The following is a 17,104-nucleotide window of genomic DNA, read 5'->3' on the forward strand; positions in this document are numbered from 1 at the left end:
TATTATGCAAACACCTAGTAATATCACTTTAGATAAAGCCAAAACCCTTCTTACCCTTACCTTTGATGGTACGAAATACCCACTGAGTGCTGAATATCTAAGAGTTTATTCCCCCTCTGCCGAGGTGGTAGGACATGGACCAGGTCAGCAAACCCTACAAGTAGATAAAGAAAATGTCACGATTAGTCGTATTGAACCTACAGGAAATTACGCTGTCGTTTTATTTTTTAGTGATGGTCATGATAGCGGTATCTATTCTTGGGAGCACCTTTACAAATTGGCTACAGAACAAGATAAATTGTGGAACGATTACCTAACAAGATTGAAGGATGCAGGGCACTCTCATAAGTAACATTAAGCTTTAATTTTAATGTATAATTTTGCATCAATATTTCACTTCATTTTGAACGCTTAAAATATGAAAAAAATCATTCTTAAATTTGTTTTACTAACAAGCCTATTAGTCTCTTCACTGGCAATCTCAGTACCCATTAAAAACATTGAAATCTTAGGTCTTGATGTTATTTCTCGAGGTACAGTACTCAGTTACTTGCCAGTTGAAGTGGGTGACGATTACACCGAAAAAACATCAAAAGAAATTATTAGTAGTCTTTATAAAACGCAATTTTTTAAAGACATTGAAGTGAGTGAAGTCAATCAAACTTTAAAAATCACCGTCATAGAAAATCCACATATTAAATATATTGATTTACTCAACCACTCAGACAAAGTCATTGACGACGACGCACTTAAACAAGTTTTATCTAGTATGGATCTAACTCCCGGTAAAATTTTTAATAAAAGACAACTGGATAAACTCATTGAGCAACTAAAGGCAACCTATATTAGCAAAGGTTATTACGGTATTAAAATCACTAAAGAAGTTGAAATTGATAGCAGTAATAGAGTTGGTATTGAACTTGACATTTCTGAAGGCGAAGTTGCACGCATTAAATCAATGCATATTTCTGGAAACAAAGTACAAGAAGAAAAGACTTTACTTAATTTGTTTCAAATTGGTGAACCTGATTTTTTCATTGTTAATTACTTTACTGAAAAAGACCACTATTCTAAAGTTGCACTTGATGCAGGCCTTGAAACACTAAAATCATACTATTTCAACCTTGGTTATCTTGATTTTAAAGTCACTGATGTTAAGAGCGATTTGTCTAAGGACAAACAAAGTATTGATATTGCTATTCAAGTTGATGAAGGTTCTAAATACAAAGTTGGTAAAATTGAATTTACAGGCAATATGTTGAATGAATCCAGCGAAAGTTTATCAAAACTCCTAACGCTTAGCACAGGTAATATCTTTGAGCGTAAGAAAATTATTGATAGCCTTAAAGCTATCACTGATCTTTACACCAATCAAGGTTATGCCTTTGCTAAAATAGATGCACTAACCTCTGAAGGCGAGGTTGCCAATATTATTAACTTAAAATTCAAAGTATCGCCACATAAAAAAGTCTACATTAACCGCATTACTATTACCGGCAACACCAGAACACAAGACGAAGTTGTGCGTAGAGAAATCAATATTTACGAAGGTGGGCTGTATTCAAATGAGGAATTAGAAGAATCAATTAATAAACTCAAGCGTCTTGGCTTCTTTTCTGATGTAAAAATGGAAGTCTCTAAACTTAAAAATTTTGATGATAAAATTAATCTAAATTTTTCGGTAGAAGAAACCAAAACAGGAACTTTTTCTGTTGGTTTGTCTAATTCTAACAGCACCGGCTCTTCTTTTAATGTTGGCATAGAGGAAAAAAACTTCCTTGGCACAGGTAACACCCTAAATGCTAAAACAGCACAATCAAAAGCGGTAAAAGAACTGCAAGTCTACTTCTCAAACCCTTACTTTACCAAAGATAAACATAGCATTAGTTACGGCATCTTTGCTAAAAAAACAGAAGGTGCTGAGCTTAAAGTTGAAGAATATAAAGTAAACGAAAAAGGGGGGAGTGTTGGTTACGGTATTCCAATTACAAAAGATACGCGTATTGGTGTAAACCTTAAATTCTCTTCTAGGGATATCACTTGTGGCGAAAATTTTGCAAAGGCTGGTTATGAAAAAGTCCAATGTTCAAGTAATGATAAGACTGAAGCCAAACTAAGTGTAAACTGGAGCAACAACACACTTGATGATTACAATTTTCCAACCAAGGGCAATAGTAATCATCTTAAAATGAGTGTAGCCCTACCCGTTGCTGATTTTAGATACTATAAACTTGACGCTTCACACAGAAGTTATTATCCATTTACTAAAAATTTAACGCTTAAAACTAGCGCTGAAATAGGTTTGGCAAAAGGTTACGGCGACAAAGAGTTGCCATTCTTTGAGCGTTACTATGGTGGTGGCTCTTCCTCTGTGCGTGGCTTTAGTTTTAACTCTCTTGGTGTAAAATACCCTAATGGTAAAGCAAAAGGCGGTGAGCTATCCATGTCAATGAATGCCTCTATTATTTCGCCAGTTACCTTTATGGAAGACAGTAAAAATATGCGCGTGAGTGCATTTATTGATGCAGGCGGTATTAGTGAAAAGATTGCTTTTAGTACTAATGATTTCCGTGCATCTATTGGTCTTGGGTTTATTTGGTTAACACCAGTGGGACCATTAGGCGTATACGCAGCTAAACCACTTATAAAGAAAGCAGGCGATAAGACCAATGCTTTTGAATTCACGATAGGCGCAAATTTCTAAATCGCCTTAATAATGCATACACTAGGAGATATTGCTCGTTTTATTGATGCTGAATTGATTGGTGATGCATCATTAGAAATCAACAGCTTGTCTGCTAGCTCTAAGGCGAAAAAAGGTCAACTAACTTATATTGAAAATAGTAAATACAAGTTAGACTTGCTCAATTCAAATGCCAGTGCGGTGATTTTAACCAAGGATTTGTTAGGCGACTGTCCTACTAATGCGCTTGTGGTTGATAATGTTTATTTAGCTTTTGCCAAAATTACGCATTCTTTCAAACAACCATCCAATCATCTTGATGGCATCCATGTTAGTGCTCAAATTAACAGTAAAAACATTGCCAATAGTTGCACCATTGCCGAAGCCGTTATTATTGGCAAAAATTGTACCATAGGTGCAAACACGACAATTGAGCAAGGCGTTACAATTGGTGATAATGTCACCATACAACCCAATGTAGTTATCTTGCAAAATACCACAATTGGCAATAATGTGGTTATCTCTGCAGGTGTGGTAATTGCCTCAGAAGGCTTTGGCAATGCACTAGATAAACAAGGTCACTGGCATGCAATTGCTCATTTAGGTAATGTGCTAATTGGCAATAATATTACTATTGGTGCAAACACAGTGATTGATAGAGGCACATTAGAAGACACACAAATCCACAATGGTGTCCGCCTTGATAACTTGGTGCACATCGCTCATAACACTATTTTAGGCGCAGACACAGCAATTGCTGCTGGTGTCACTATTGGCGGTAGTGCAATACTGGGCAAGCGTTGTCAAATCGGCGGTGGTGCGGTGATTGCCAGTCATATGCATTTAGCAGATGATACGGTTGTAACCGGTTCAAGCACGGTAGACAAACATCTAAGTCAAGGTCACTACACGGGCTTTACTTCTATCTCCTTGCATTCAAATTGGAAAAGAACACAAATGTGGTTGTTAAAACTTGATAAAATCGCTCAGTATCTGAATATTAAGCTTAAAAATCTAAAAAAAGGTAAATAAAATTATGGAAATGAATATTCAAGAAGTTAAGAACTACTTACCACACCGCTATCCTTTCTTGCTCATTGACAGAGTTTTAGAGATAGAAGTTGGCAAATCTATTGTTGCACTGAAAAATATTTCATACAACGAGCCACAATTTACTGGACATTTTCCTGAGCAACCGATTATGCCAGGCGTTCTAATCATTGAAGCTATGGCACAGGCCACAGGAATCTTGGCATTTAAATCTGAAGTTGGCAAACCTATTGAAGGTCAAATTTACATGCTAGTTGGCGTGGACAAAGTGCGTTTTAAACGCATGGTTGAGCCCGGTGACCAATTACGCATTAAAGCGGAAGTTACGGCTGTCAAACGCGGTATTTGGAAATTCAAATGTAGTGCAGCAGTTGATGAAAAAATAGTAACCACTGCTGAGTTGATGTGCACACAAAAAGCAGCTGATTAAAGGAGAGTCTCATGGCAATACATGCAAGTGCAATTGTTGACCCTAGTGCAAAAATCCATAAAAATGCTGAGATATGTGCATACACTGTTATTGGTGCAAATGTGGAGATTGATACAGGTACTATTATTGAATCTCACGCAGTTGTACAAGGTCCAACCAAAATTGGTAAAAACAACCATATTTACTCATTTGCCTCTATTGGTGGCGACCCACAAGATACCACTTATGAAGTTGGACAAGACTCTAACTTGATTATCGGTAATGACAACCAAATTCGTGAATTTTGCACCATTAACCGTGGCACAGAAAAAGAGGAGTCTATCACCCGCGTGGGTTCTAACAATTTATTAATGGCATATGTGCATATTGCACACGACTGTCAGATTGGCAACCATATCATTATGTCAAATAATGCCTCACTCGCAGGACATGTGCGCATACAAAATTGGGCAATTTTAGGTGGGTTTACTTTGGTTAAACAATTTTGCATGATTGGCATGCATACTTATATTGGTATGGGTTGCCAAATTAACAAAGACATTCCTTCTTATATGGTGGCATCGGGCGTACAGACTCGTATTCGCAGCATTAACGCTGAAGGTATGCGCAGGCGTGGTTTCTCACCCAATGCTATTGCTGCTATAAAGCGTGCTTTTAAAGTAGTTTATCGTAGTCCTGGCTTGCTTGACCAATCCCTTAAAGAGCTGGAAGAAACTGAGTCTGAGCATATAGAAGTGATGCAATTCGTACAATGCATCCGCAGTGCAAAAACTGGCATTATGCGTGGGCCTAACGAAGAGTAACCTCAGCTAAATTATGGATAGGTCTTTTTTAAAGTCCAGCAGTATCGTCACTATAATGACTTTTTTATCACGCATATTGGGTTTGGTGCGTGATTACTTTGTGGCACGATATTTTGGCGCAAATGACTTAACGGATGCCTTTTTAGTTGCCTTTAGAATTCCTAATTTTCTAAGGCGCTTATTTGGCGAAGGCGCTTTTTCTCAAGCTTTTGTCCCTATTCTAGGAGACGCTAAAGCTAACCATAACGAAGCAGAAGTGCAAAATATAATTAATCATATTGGCACTAAGTTCTTAAAAGTTTTAATCATTTTAACTGTGATTGCTGTGCTAATCGCTCCTGCTATTATCTTTATATTTGCATGGGGCTTCTACTTTGATACCGACCCCACTAAGTTTAATCTTGCATCAGATATGTTGAGAATTACCTTTCCTTACTTATTGTTAATCTCATTAACCGCTTTTTCAGGTAGTATTTTAAATACTTACGACAAGTTTGCTGTGCCTGCTTTCACCCCAGTGTTGTTAAATATCTCAATGATTCTGTGTGCAGTTTATTTATCAAAATACCTAGACACACCAATTATGGCATTGGCTTGGGGGGTGTTAATTGGCGGCATCGTACAATTGTTATTTCAAATTCCATTTTTACTTAAAATCAAAAAGATGCCACGCTTAGTGCGCGGTGAGCATGAAGCTATAAAACTCCTTAAAAAACGTATGCTACCCGCCCTATTTGGGGTTTCAGTCTCTCAAATCAACTTACTAATTGACACTATGATTGCCACAGTATTGGTTAGCGGCAGCGTTTCTTGGTTGTATTACTCTGATAGATTGCTAGAATTACCTTTGGCACTTATTGGTATTGCGCTAGCAACAGTGGCTTTAGCAAAACTCAGCGGTCATTTTGCCAACAAAGATGAGGATAAATTTACCCACACCGTTGATTACGCACTCAAAATCGGCTTAATCCTTGGTGCACCTGCCTGTCTGGGACTTGTATTGCTAGCAGAACCTTTAACCGTTACCTTATTTCAATATGAAGAATTTAGCGCTTTTGCCGCGCACCAATCATCACTGAGTCTAATGGCTTATGGTGCAGGGCTAATGGCATTTATTATGGTTAAGATACTGGCTCCTGTTTTTCTCTCTAGGGGCGATACTAAGACACCCGTTAAAGTGGGTGTGATAGCAATGACAGCCAATGTATTTTTAAACCTTGTATTTGCTTATTATTATGCACATACGGGTTTGGCGGTTGCCACCTCGCTGTCGGCTGTTATCAACGCATCTTTGCTTTATTACTACCTAAAACAACGCAATATTTTTACATTTTCTCAAGATTTTTTAAAAATATTTTTTAAAGTTTTGCTATCAACACTTATAATGGTCATCTTTATTTTAAATTTTAACCAAGATATTAACTATTACTTGAATGCCGATGCATGGCACAGAACACTAACAATTGCTAGTGTTGTCAGCGCTTCAGTTGTCATTTATTTTACAAGTTTAAGAGTATTAGGTATCAAGGCAAAACACTTATGAATACTATCCAATGTGTAAAACTAAACAAAGAACTTGAAGCATTAGAGCGTGCGCCCTATCCAGGTGAGTTAGGTCAACGCATTCTAGCTAATGTTTCTAAGCAAGGCTGGCAACAATGGTTAGACCACCAGACCATGCTAATCAACGAAAATAACCTTAATATGCTTGATGAAAATGCACAAAGCTATCTAAAAGAACAAATGGAAAAGTTTTTCTTCTCAGTAGAGGGTGCTGATGACATTGCAGGCTATACAAAAGAGTAATGTCAAATCTATTTATTGTTGCTGCGCCTTCTGGTTGTGGAAAAACCTCTTTAGTTAAAGCGCTGATTAAAAAAACGAAAAATCTTTGCGTGTCAGTTTCGCACACCACGCGTGCAGCTCGACCAGGTGAAGTACACGGGAAAAACTATTTCTTTGTGTCTAAAAATGAATTTAACGAAATCAACAATAACAATGATTTTATTGAATCAGCCTGTGTATTTGACAATTACTACGGCAGCGCCAAACAAACGCTCAAAGACTTACTCGCACAAAATCAAGATGTCATTTTAGAAATTGATTGGCAAGGTGCTAGACAAGTGGAAAAAAGTTTTCCAGATATCATCAGCATCTTTATCATTCCACCTTCTGTTGAGGCACTAAGAGAGCGTTTAACCGATAGAGGGCAAGACAATTCAGCAATTATTGAGCGCAGAATGAAAGAAGCGGTTAGTGAAATGCAACATTATGACGAATTTGATTATTTGGTGGTTAATGATGATTTTGATATTGCACTTAATGAGTTATCCACTATTATCCATTCACAACGCCTAAATATTAACCAGCAATCAATCAAACATCAAGATTTACTTAAAGCCCTTATTAGATAGCACTAATAATAGTGAGGCCTTTGCATAAATAGGGATGATTAGCAAAATCCAATTTTTGCCCAATGGGTGATTTCTTTAAACCTTGCCCTAGCAGGGCTAAGGCTGGGTTTAAAAAATCGCCAAGTGGGTGAAAAGTGGGTTTTTGATGATTGTTCCTATTTATGCAAAGGTCTCAGTATAATATTAGTCTATTTTATTGTTTTTTAATGTTATGAATCAAGATTTTGCACTACCCACTACTCAAACTTTTAGCGCAAACACGCAAGATGTTAGTGTTCAGAAGTACCCGCCGATTTTATCGGCACAAGAAGAGCATGATTTGGCCGTTGAACTCTATGAAAACCACGATTTAAGTGCTGCTAGAAAGTTAGTATTATCACATATACGCTTTGTGGCTTTTATCGCACATGGCTACAAGGGTTATGGCTTAGAACAAGCGGATTTAATTCAAGAAGGCACCATTGGTTTAATGAAAGCGGTTAAAAAGTTTAACCCTTATAAAAATGTGCGTCTTGCTTCTTATGCCGTTTACTGGATTCGTGCTGAAATTCACGAGTTTGTTTTTAAAAACTGGAAGATTGTTAAGGTTGCCACTACCAAAGCACAGCGCAAATTATTTTTTAAGCTTAAAAAAGCAAAAGCAAATATTTATCAATCATTAAATGAAAAGCAAGCACAGGAAATTGCTGATGAACTTGGTGTGCGCCCTAAAGATGTATTAGAAATGGAATCACGCTTACAATTTAATGATGTTACCTTTGAAATCTCAAATGATGAAGACAATTCAGCGCCAGAACGCTATTTAACCAATACCAACACGAAAACGCCTGAGCAATTACTACTTAGCGATGACACACAAAAACAACAACAACAGCAACTTTACAAAGCACTTTCTGCACTAGATGAAAGAAGTTTAGATATTTTACAGTCTAGATACTTGAAAGAAGAAAAAACGACCCTACATACTTTAGCACACAAGTATGGTGTTTCTGCTGAAAGAGTCCGCCAACTTGAAAACAAAGCCATGCAACAAGTAAAAAGTTCTTTGGAACAAGCTTAAGCATTGCACTTTATCTTTAAAAAATAAATACTAGGAGTAAAAAATGAATATTCGCCCCCTTCACGACCGTGTGATTATCCGTAGAATAGAAGAAGAAAAAACCACTGCAAGTGGTCTTATCATTCCTGATGCGGCAGCCGAGAAACCTTTAGAAGGTGTTATTGTTGCAATAGGCAATGGTAAAAAAAATGACCATGGCGACAACATCGCCTTAGAGGTTAAAGTTAGTGATAAAGTTTTATTTACTCAATTTGCTGGTAGCGAAATTAAAGTAGATGGTGAAACTTTGTTAGTGATGACTGAAAGCGACATTGTTGCTGTAATTAAATAAAGGAGATTAAGATGTCAGCAAAAGATATTAAATTCGGCTCAGAAGCCAGAAATGCAATGTTAGACGGTGTTAACATATTAGCTAACGCAGTAAAAGTAACTTTAGGACCTAAAGGCAGAAATGTTGTTTTAGACAAATCTTATGGTGGTCCACAGATCACTAAAGACGGTGTATCAGTTGCACAAGAAATCACCCTAGAAGATAAATTCGAAAACATGGGGGCACAAATGGTAAAAGAAGTCGCCTCTAAAACCAACGATATCGCCGGTGATGGCACAACGACTGCAACCGTATTGGCACAAGCTTTAGTAACTGAAGGCGTAAAGTCTGTTGCTGCAGGCATGAACCCAATGGACCTTAAGCGTGGTATAGATAAAGCTGCAGAGGCCGCTGTAAAAGCGTTGCGTGAATTATCGCAGCCTTGTGATGACACCAAGGCAATTGCACAAGTAGGTACTATTTCTGCTAACTCAGACACTTCTGTTGGTGATATTATTGCTCAAGCAATGAAGAGAGTAGGTAAAGCAGGTGTTATTACTGTTGAAGAAGGCTCAGGTTTTGATAACGAATTAGAGGTGGTTGAAGGTATGCAGTTTGATCGTGGATATCTATCTCCATATTTTGTTAACAACCAAGAAGCAATGACTGCTGATTTGGACAATCCCTACATTCTATTACATGACGCAAAAATCTCAAATATTCGTGATTTATTGCCAACACTCGAATTGGCACAAAAGTCTAGTAGACCTGTATTGATTATCGCTGAAGACATTGAAGGTGAAGCATTGGCAACCTTAGTGGTTAACAATATGCGTGGTATCGTTAAAGTCGCTGCTGTTAAAGCACCTGGCTTTGGCGACCGTCGTAAAGCCATCTTACAAGATTTGGCTGTTTTGACAGGTGGTGAAGTAATTTCTGAAGAAATTGGCTTGTCACTTGAAGGTATCACTGAAGAACACTTAGGTGGTGCTAAGCGTGTTGAAGTTGGAAAAGAGATGACGGTTGTTGTTGACGGTGCTGGCTCTAAAGAAGCAATCAATAGCCGTGTTGCGCAAATTAAAACTCAAATAGAGACAACAACTTCTGACTATGACAAAGAAAAGCTTTTAGAGCGCTTGGCTAAACTTTCTGGCGGTGTTGCCGTGATTAAAGTTGGTGCGGCTACTGAAGTCGAAATGAAAGAAAAGAAAGACCGTGTTGATGATGCCTTGCACGCAACGCGCGCTGCTGTAGAAGAAGGCGTTGTACCTGGTGGCGGTGTCGCCTTAGTTCGTGCTATTAGTGCATTAAATAAACTAAAAGGTGACAATCACGACCAAGATATCGGTATTGATATTGTTAAACGTGCTATGGAAGCACCACTGCGTCAAATCGTGGCTAATGGTGGTGGTGAACCTTCTGTTGTATTAAACGAAGTTGCTAACGGCAAAGGTAACTATGGTTACAATGCTGGCACAGATGAGTACGGTGATATGTTGAAGATGGGAATCTTGGATCCGACTAAAGTCACGCGTGCTGCCTTACAACATGCCGCTAGTATTTCCGGTCTAATGATTACCACTGAGGCAATGGTTACTGAAATTCCTCAGTCTGATTCTGCCGCTGCTGCACCTGATATGGGTGGCATGGGTGGCATGATGTAATTTTTTACTTTGTCTTTTTTTTATTCTACGGCGTTGAATTTTAAAATTGTTGAGTCGTTTAGATTGACCAAACTCCTTGTAGAATAAAAAAATACTTGTCAATAAAAATTAAAAAGAAAGCCTCGTTTTTACGGGGTTTTTTTTGGTATGATACTTTGCAAAATATTCTTAGGTGTTAAATAAAAAATGAATAACTATGACTCATCATCCATTGAGGTACTCTCAGGTTTAGATCCAGTGCGTAAACGCCCAGGAATGTACACTGAGACCGAGCGACCTAATCATTTAGCGCAAGAGGTTATTGATAACAGTGTTGATGAAGCCGTTGCTGGTCATGCAACTACAATCAATGTGATGCTTTATAAAGACGGTTCTTTATCAGTTGAAGACGATGGTCGGGGTATGCCTGTTGATATTCACCCTGAAGAAGGTTGCTCTGGCGTTGAGGTTATTTTAACCAAACTTCATGCTGGTGGTAAATTTTCAAACGATTCTTATCAGTTTTCTGGTGGTTTGCATGGTGTCGGTATTTCAGTGGTTAATGCGCTATCAACTTTAGTAGAGATTTGGATTAAGCGTGATGCCAAAGAATATTATATTAGTTTTTCTGAGGGTCTTAAAAAAACTGAGCTTGAAGTGATCGGTACGGTTGGCAAGCGTAATACTGGTACTAAAGTTAAGTTTATGCCAGATGGAAAATTCTTTGACTTCGATACATTTTCTATCAGCAAACTCAGGCATAACTTACGCTCAAAAGCCGTATTATGTCCAGGTTTAAAAGTTACCTTCCACAACGAAATAGATGAAACCAAAGACCAATGGACTTATAAAGATGGCTTAAAAGATTATTTATCAATTTCACTTGATGGCTTGGACTGCTTACCAGAAAAGCCATTTGTGGTTAATTATAAATCTGAAAAACAACAACTCAACTGCTCACTGGCATGGACTGAATTCAACACCAATGTTGTTGGAGAGAGTTATGTTAATCTTATCCCTACCTCCCAAGGTGGCACTCATGTCAATGGGTTACGCTCTGGATTAACAGACGCCTTAAAAGAGTTTTGTGAATTTAGAAATTTATTACCAAAAAACATTAAACTCACACCAGATGATGTTTGGCAAAAAATCGCCTATGTCTTGTCTATTAAAATTTTAGACCCACAATTCTCAGGGCAAACCAAAGAACGGCTATCCTCCAGAGAGTGTGCCAGTTTTGTGGCTAATACGATTAAAGATGCCTTTAGTCTTTGGCTTAATCAACACACCAGTGTGGCTGAGAAGATTGCTGAATTAGCCATTATGAATGCCCAGTCGCGCCTAAAAACAGGCAAGAAAGTAGTGCGTAAAAAAATCGTTAGTGGTCCTGCCCTACCTGGAAAACTCTCAGATTGCATCAGTCACGACCTAGCTCAAAGCGAGGTATTTCTGGTTGAAGGTGATTCTGCGGGTGGTTCTGCTAAACAAGCACGAGATAAAGAATATCAAGCAATTTTGCCACTACGAGGCAAAATCCTAAACACTTGGGAAGTAGATTCAGATCAAGTATTAGCCAGTAACGAAATACATGACATTAGTGTGGCAATTGGTTTAGAGCCAAACAATGACGACATCTCAGGACTGCGCTATGGAAAAATCTGTATTTTGGCAGATGCAGACTCTGACGGCGCACATATTGCTACATTAATTTGCACTCTATTTGTCAAACACTTTCCAAAGCTAATTAAAGAAGGACATGTGTATGTTGCTATGCCACCACTCTATCGAATTGATGCGGGCAAACAAGTCCATTACGCCCTAGATAACAGCGAAAGAGACAGTGTTATCAATAAAATTGAGAAAGAAAACAAGCGCGTTAAAATACAGGTTCAACGCTTTAAAGGTCTAGGTGAAATGAATCCTTCACAACTTCGTGAAACGACGATGTTGCCTGATACGCGTCGTTTGATTCAATTAACATTAGACAATCCACTACAAGTTTTTCAAATGATGGATATGTTGCTTAGCAAAAAGCGTGCCTCTGATCGTAAAAAATGGCTGGAAGAAAAAGGCAATCTCGCGAATGTCTAAAGCTGTTATTCTTTTATCAGGTGGCTTAGACTCTACTACCACGCTTGCCATCGCCAAATCTCAGGCGTTTGATTGTTATGCATTGAGTTTTGATTATGGTCAAAAACAAAAATCAGAACTTAATGCAGCCAAGCAACTTGCCGAACTCTTTAGTGCTACAGAACATAGAACCATGCGTATCTCTTTAAGCGATATTGGTGGCTCTGCATTGACCGATAGCGCCATTGAAGTGCCTAAATTTAAGCCCAGCGATGAAATACCTGTCACTTATGTGCCTGCACGCAATACCATCTTTTTATCTTACGCCATGGCTTGGGCTGAAGTACTGGAGTGCCAAGATATTTTTATTGGTGTCAATGCACTGGATTATTCAGGCTACCCAGATTGTCGTAAAGAATATATTAAATCTTTTGAGGTTATGGCGAATTTAGCCACTAAACAAGGTGTTGAAGGGAAAAAACTCACTATCCACACACCACTTATCAATTTACACAAAGCACAAATTATTCAAAAAGGCTTGTCATTAGGTGTGGACTATTCATTGACTACTACCTGCTATCAAGCGGACAATAATGGCGATGCCTGTGGATTTTGCGATGCTTGCGAGTATAGAAAACTCGGTTTCAAAGAAGCAGGCGTGCCTGACCCTACTAGGTATCAAAAGTAACCATAAGGCCTTTACATTAATAGTTATAAAAATAGTTATAAAAATAGTATTACATAAATATTTTTTACGATAAAATGTAGGTTTTTATAACGATGCAGGAAATAACAAATGAGTAGTATTGAAGAAAGAGTAAAGGCAGTTGTAGCTGAGCAATTAGATGCAAGTAGTGATATTGATAATAACGCTTCTTTTATTGATGATTTAGGTGCAGATTCTTTAGATACTGTCGAATTAGTCATGTCTCTTGAAGAAGAATTTGATTGCGAAATTCCAGATGATGAAGCAGAGAATATTACAACTGTTCAGCAAGCTATCGACTATGTTAATAACAATTTGTAATTTCCGTTTAGCAGCATAATAAATAAGGCGCTTATTCTCTTAGACTAAGCGCCTTTTTCTTATTTAAGAATAGAGGTAAAGGTTATGAGTAAAAGAAGAGTCGTTATCACTGGTTTAGGCATTGTATCTCCTGTTGGCTCAACTGTATCAACAGCATGGGATAACATTCTTAATGGAAAATCAGGTATTAACTCTCTCACCAACATTGAAACCCAAGGGCAATCCGTTACCTTTGGGGGTTCAGTTAAAGATTTTGATATTGCCAATTATTTAAAACCTAAAGAGATCAAAAAAATGGATACTTTTATTCATTATGGTATGGCAGCAGGTATTCAAGCGATTGAAAATAGTGGACTTGAAATTACTGAAGAAAACGCTGATCGTATCGGTGTTGCCATTGGCTCAGGCATTGGTGGCTTAAACTCCATTGAGAAAACTGCTGACCTTTTCAGAGAAAAAGGCGCAAAGCGCATTTCTCCTTTCTTTGTACCCTCCTCTATCATTAATATGATTTCTGGCAACCTGTCCGTTAAATACGGTCTTAAAGGTCCAAATTTTGCCATTGTTACTGCTTGTACGACTGGCACACATAATATCGGCGATGCTTCGCGTTTGATTGAATATGGTGATGCTGATGTAATGGTTGCTGGTGGTGCTGAAATGTCAACCACCAATTGCGGCTTAGGCGGTTTTGCAGCGGCACGCGCCCTATCTGCTCGCAACGACGACCCGTCAACTGCTTCTCGCCCTTGGGACAAAGACCGTGACGGTTTTGTCCTTGGTGATGGCGCTGGTGTGGTGGTATTAGAAGAATATGAACACGCTAAAGCGCGTGGTGCAACTATTTACGCTGAAGTCTCTGGTTACGGCATGAGTGGTGATGCTTATCATATGACACTACCCTCAAAAGGTGGCGAAGGCGCAGCTAGATGTATAAAAAACACACTGCGTAATGCAGGTATCAATGCACAACAAATTGATTATATCAATGCACACGGTACCTCAACCCCTGCTGGCGACCAAGCAGAAACTGATGCGACTAAATTAGCGCTAGGTGAGCATGCGTATAATGTTGTAATAAGTTCTACCAAATCAATGACAGGACACTTGTTAGGCGCTGCTGGAGGTATTGAAGCAATCTTTACCGCCTTAGCTATTAGAGACCAAGTCGCACCACCAACTATCAATATTTTTAATCAAGACCCTGATTGTGATTTGGATTATTGCGCTAATGAGGCAAGAGAAATTAAGATTGACCACGCAATTTCCAATTCATTTGGATTTGGTGGCACAAACGGAACAATTTTACTTTCTAAAATCTAAGGTTGCCTCTAAAGATATCTATAAGTCTACTTAGCTTTAGCGTCAACAACTTCTTCATTCGTAACACCGGTGGCTAACTCTTTAACAAAATCATAAATTTTAACAACACCGTTATACACGCTAGCCTTTGCTACTTCTTTATTTACTATTAAAGAATAGTCTTTATCAGTTGACTTAAACTGAACTGCACCACCAATAAGTGCCAAAATCACAATACTGGCTGCTATAAACTTAATCATATCAAAAAACCTATTATTTTTCAAAAAGAAATAATTTTACCTGTTTTTTATTATTTCTGTTCCATTTAATTTTGCACCCCGATTGACTAATTATGTTTCTACTCCAGCCTAAGAATTATTAAGAGACCTTTGCATAAATAGGAACAATCATCAGAAACCCACTTTTCACCCACTTGGCGATTTTTTAAACCCAGCCTTAGCTCTGCTAGGACAAGGTTTAAAGAAATCACCCATTGGGCAAAAATTGGATTTTGCTAATCATCTCTATTTATGCAAAGGTCTCATTTTTTATAAATATGAGTTCAAAATTACACCAAGCAGCACTCGATTATCATCAGGGAAAACGCCCTGGAAAATTGATCGTTTCTTCGCATAAGCCCCTAGAAACTCGTGAAGATTTATCCTTAGCTTACACGCCAGGTGTGGCAGCCCCCGTTAGAGCAATTGCTGATAATCCGGCATTGGTTGATCACTATACGATTAAAAATAATCTGGTAGCAGTCATTTCAGATGGTTCTGCGGTTTTAGGTTTGGGTAATGTTGGACCTTTGGCATCAAAACCAGTGATGGAGGGTAAGGCGGTTCTGTTTAAAAAATTTGCTGATATTGATGTGTTTGATATTGAAGTTGACACGCAAGAGGTTGATGAGTTTGTGCAAACGGTAAAAAATATTGCACCAACTTTTGGCGGCATTAATTTAGAAGATATTTCTGCACCACGCTGTTTTGAAATTGAACAACGCTTAATTGCAGAACTGGACATTCCAGTTTTCCATGATGACCAGCATGGCACAGCAATTATTATTGCTGCTGGGCTTTTAAACGCCTTAGAGATTCAAGGAAAAACGCCAGAAAATGCCATGCTAACTTGTTTGGGTGCAGGGGCAGCAGGCATTGCTACATTAGACTTATTATGTGAATTAGGTTTTCAAAAATCTAATATTTTACTGGTGGATTCCAAAGGCGTGATTAACAATCAGCGGGAAAATTTAACCAAAGAAAAGTTAGATTATGTCAGCACAACTCACAAGCAAACCCTGGAAGATGCCATGCAAGATTGCGATGTATTTGTGGGCGTGGCATCAGCCAATTTAGTTTCTAAAGACATGGTGAAATCAATGGCGGATAATCCGATTGTATTTGCCTTGTCAAATCCTGACCCTGAAATTTCACCCGCAGATGCTAATTCAGTGCGTGATGATTTGATTATGGCAACAGGGCGAAGCGATTACCCTAATCAAGTGAACAATGTTTTAGGCTTTCCCTTTATTTTTAGGGGGGCACTAGACGCTAAAGCTAGCACCATTAATATTGAGATGAAAATTGCGGCTGTGTATGCGCTAAAAGATTTAGCAAAACTTGAAGTACCTGCTGAAGTTCTTAAAGCTTATCATACGGATGCAATGAGCTTTGGTAGGGATTATATTATTCCAAAACCTTTTGATAAAAGACTGATTGATGTAGTGCCAAAAGCAGTATTCAATGCGGCAATTGCAAGTGGCGTTTCACGCCTTTGATAAAGCGATTTTTAACGACTTCTCTGTCTGTCTAAATTTTTGTAAAAAAAGGTCTTGTTATCTGTAGTAACTTATGGGATAATGCCTGATTGCTTTTTGGGGAGGGGTTCCCGAGTGGCCAAAGGGAACAGACTGTAAATCTGTCGGCTCCGCCTTCGAAGGTTCGAATCCTTCCCCCTCCACCAAAAAGCAGAAAAGGATTAAAAAAGATTGCGGGTATCGTATATTGGTATTACCTTGGCCTTCCAAGCCAATGAGACGAGTTCGATTCTCGTTACCCGCTCCAGGTGATAAAAGGTTGTGCTCACCTAGCTCAGTCGGTAGAGCACTTCCTTGGTAAGGAAGAGGTCGGCGGTTCAAATCCGCTGGTGAGCTCCAAATTTTGTGTAATAAATAAAAGAGGAAGAGAATATGTCAAAAGAAAAATTCGAAAGAACCAAACCCCATGTCAATGTAGGTACAATCGGCCACGTTGACCACGGTAAAACAACTTTAACAGCAGCAATAACTAAGGTTATGGCTGAGGCGAATGGTA

General features: G+C 38.5%; 18 protein-coding genes and 3 tRNA genes. 20 read left to right on the forward strand and 1 reads right to left on the reverse strand.

Annotation, left to right across the window (positions count from 1 at the left end; all coding sequences use genetic code 11):
- The first annotated feature begins 4 nt into the window (after positions 1–4).
- The 15 genes from BBROOKSOX_RS01970 to fabF all read left to right on the forward strand — a co-directional run bounded on the left by BBROOKSOX_RS01970 (position 5) and on the right by fabF (position 14,813).
- Positions 5–352 (forward strand): gamma-butyrobetaine hydroxylase-like domain-containing protein, encoded by a 348-nt coding sequence (locus tag BBROOKSOX_RS01970; protein ID WP_139659522.1) that lies wholly within the window; start codon positions 5–7, stop codon positions 350–352.
- A 66-nt stretch (positions 353–418) separates the two neighbouring features.
- Entirely contained in the window at positions 419–2,704 is a 2,286-nt protein-coding gene (bamA, locus tag BBROOKSOX_RS01975; protein ID WP_139659523.1) for an outer membrane protein assembly factor BamA, read from the forward strand.
- 12 nt (positions 2,705–2,716) lie between these two features.
- Complete coding sequence (lpxD, locus tag BBROOKSOX_RS01980; protein WP_139659524.1) at positions 2,717–3,715, forward strand: UDP-3-O-(3-hydroxymyristoyl)glucosamine N-acyltransferase; 999 nt, start codon at positions 2,717–2,719, stop codon at positions 3,713–3,715.
- 4 nt (positions 3,716–3,719) lie between these two features.
- Positions 3,720–4,163: a 3-hydroxyacyl-ACP dehydratase FabZ gene (gene fabZ, locus BBROOKSOX_RS01985; protein WP_139659525.1), complete on the forward strand. Its 444-nt coding sequence runs from the start codon at positions 3,720–3,722 to the stop codon at positions 4,161–4,163.
- Between the two features lie 11 nt (positions 4,164–4,174).
- A complete protein-coding gene (gene lpxA / locus BBROOKSOX_RS01990; RefSeq protein WP_139659526.1) occupies positions 4,175–4,966 on the forward strand; it encodes an acyl-ACP--UDP-N-acetylglucosamine O-acyltransferase in 792 nt (263 codons plus the stop codon).
- Positions 4,967–4,979: 13 nt separating this feature from the next.
- A complete protein-coding gene (murJ, locus tag BBROOKSOX_RS01995) occupies positions 4,980–6,509 on the forward strand; it encodes a murein biosynthesis integral membrane protein MurJ (protein ID WP_139659527.1) in 1,530 nt (509 codons plus the stop codon).
- Entirely contained in the window at positions 6,506–6,772 is a 267-nt protein-coding gene (locus BBROOKSOX_RS02000) for an oxidative damage protection protein (RefSeq protein WP_139659528.1), read from the forward strand. Before murJ ends, BBROOKSOX_RS02000 begins: the two co-directional genes overlap by 4 nt.
- Positions 6,772–7,380, forward strand: coding sequence for a guanylate kinase (gene gmk, locus BBROOKSOX_RS02005; protein WP_139659529.1), 609 nt, complete (start codon positions 6,772–6,774; stop codon positions 7,378–7,380). Before BBROOKSOX_RS02000 ends, gmk begins: the two co-directional genes overlap by 1 nt.
- Before the next feature lie 211 nt (positions 7,381–7,591).
- Positions 7,592–8,440 carry an RNA polymerase sigma factor RpoH gene (rpoH, locus tag BBROOKSOX_RS02010; RefSeq protein ID WP_139659530.1) on the forward strand — a complete coding sequence of 283 codons (849 nt, stop codon included), beginning with the start codon at positions 7,592–7,594 and terminating at the stop codon, positions 8,438–8,440.
- 43 nt (positions 8,441–8,483) lie between these two features.
- Positions 8,484–8,771, forward strand: coding sequence for a co-chaperone GroES (locus BBROOKSOX_RS02015; RefSeq protein ID WP_010646756.1), 288 nt, complete (start codon positions 8,484–8,486; stop codon positions 8,769–8,771).
- A gap of 11 nt (positions 8,772–8,782) precedes the next feature.
- Positions 8,783–10,414: a chaperonin GroEL gene (groL, locus tag BBROOKSOX_RS02020; protein ID WP_139659531.1), complete on the forward strand. Its 1,632-nt coding sequence runs from the start codon at positions 8,783–8,785 to the stop codon at positions 10,412–10,414.
- A 186-nt stretch (positions 10,415–10,600) separates the two neighbouring features.
- Positions 10,601–12,484, forward strand: a complete 1,884-nt coding sequence (gene parE, locus BBROOKSOX_RS02025; RefSeq protein WP_139659532.1) for a DNA topoisomerase IV subunit B — start codon at positions 10,601–10,603, stop codon at positions 12,482–12,484.
- Positions 12,477–13,151, forward strand: a complete 675-nt coding sequence (gene queC, locus BBROOKSOX_RS02030; RefSeq protein WP_139659533.1) for a 7-cyano-7-deazaguanine synthase QueC — start codon at positions 12,477–12,479, stop codon at positions 13,149–13,151. Before parE ends, queC begins: the two co-directional genes overlap by 8 nt.
- Before the next feature lie 108 nt (positions 13,152–13,259).
- Complete coding sequence (acpP, locus tag BBROOKSOX_RS02035) at positions 13,260–13,490, forward strand: acyl carrier protein (RefSeq protein ID WP_139659534.1); 231 nt, start codon at positions 13,260–13,262, stop codon at positions 13,488–13,490.
- Between the two features lie 84 nt (positions 13,491–13,574).
- Positions 13,575–14,813 carry a beta-ketoacyl-ACP synthase II gene (fabF, locus tag BBROOKSOX_RS02040; protein ID WP_139659535.1) on the forward strand — a complete coding sequence of 413 codons (1,239 nt, stop codon included), beginning with the start codon at positions 13,575–13,577 and terminating at the stop codon, positions 14,811–14,813.
- Between the two features lie 26 nt (positions 14,814–14,839).
- On the opposite strand, the gene BBROOKSOX_RS02045 is transcribed toward fabF, so the two are convergent.
- Positions 14,840–15,052: a hypothetical protein gene (locus BBROOKSOX_RS02045; RefSeq protein WP_139659536.1), complete on the reverse strand. Its 213-nt coding sequence runs from the start codon at positions 15,050–15,052 to the stop codon at positions 14,840–14,842.
- 296 nt (positions 15,053–15,348) lie between these two features.
- Between BBROOKSOX_RS02045 and BBROOKSOX_RS02050 the strand changes: the two genes are divergently transcribed.
- From BBROOKSOX_RS02050 to BBROOKSOX_RS02070, 5 genes are all read left to right on the forward strand, one after another.
- Positions 15,349–16,569: a malic enzyme-like NAD(P)-binding protein gene (locus BBROOKSOX_RS02050; RefSeq protein WP_139659537.1), complete on the forward strand. Its 1,221-nt coding sequence runs from the start codon at positions 15,349–15,351 to the stop codon at positions 16,567–16,569.
- A 100-nt stretch (positions 16,570–16,669) separates the two neighbouring features.
- Positions 16,670–16,754 (forward strand) — tRNA-Tyr (locus BBROOKSOX_RS02055).
- A gap of 27 nt (positions 16,755–16,781) precedes the next feature.
- Positions 16,782–16,855: transfer RNA gene (locus BBROOKSOX_RS02060), tRNA-Gly, on the forward strand.
- 16 nt (positions 16,856–16,871) lie between these two features.
- Positions 16,872–16,947: transfer RNA gene (locus tag BBROOKSOX_RS02065), tRNA-Thr, on the forward strand.
- 33 nt (positions 16,948–16,980) lie between these two features.
- On the forward strand, positions 16,981–17,104 hold a 124-nt coding region (locus tag BBROOKSOX_RS02070; protein WP_237731611.1), incomplete at its 3' end, for a GTP-binding protein.

This window comes from bacterium endosymbiont of Bathymodiolus sp. 5 South (assembly GCF_900128535.1).
In the GTDB taxonomy this organism is placed as follows: Bacteria; Pseudomonadota; Gammaproteobacteria; order PS1; family Pseudothioglobaceae; genus Thiodubiliella.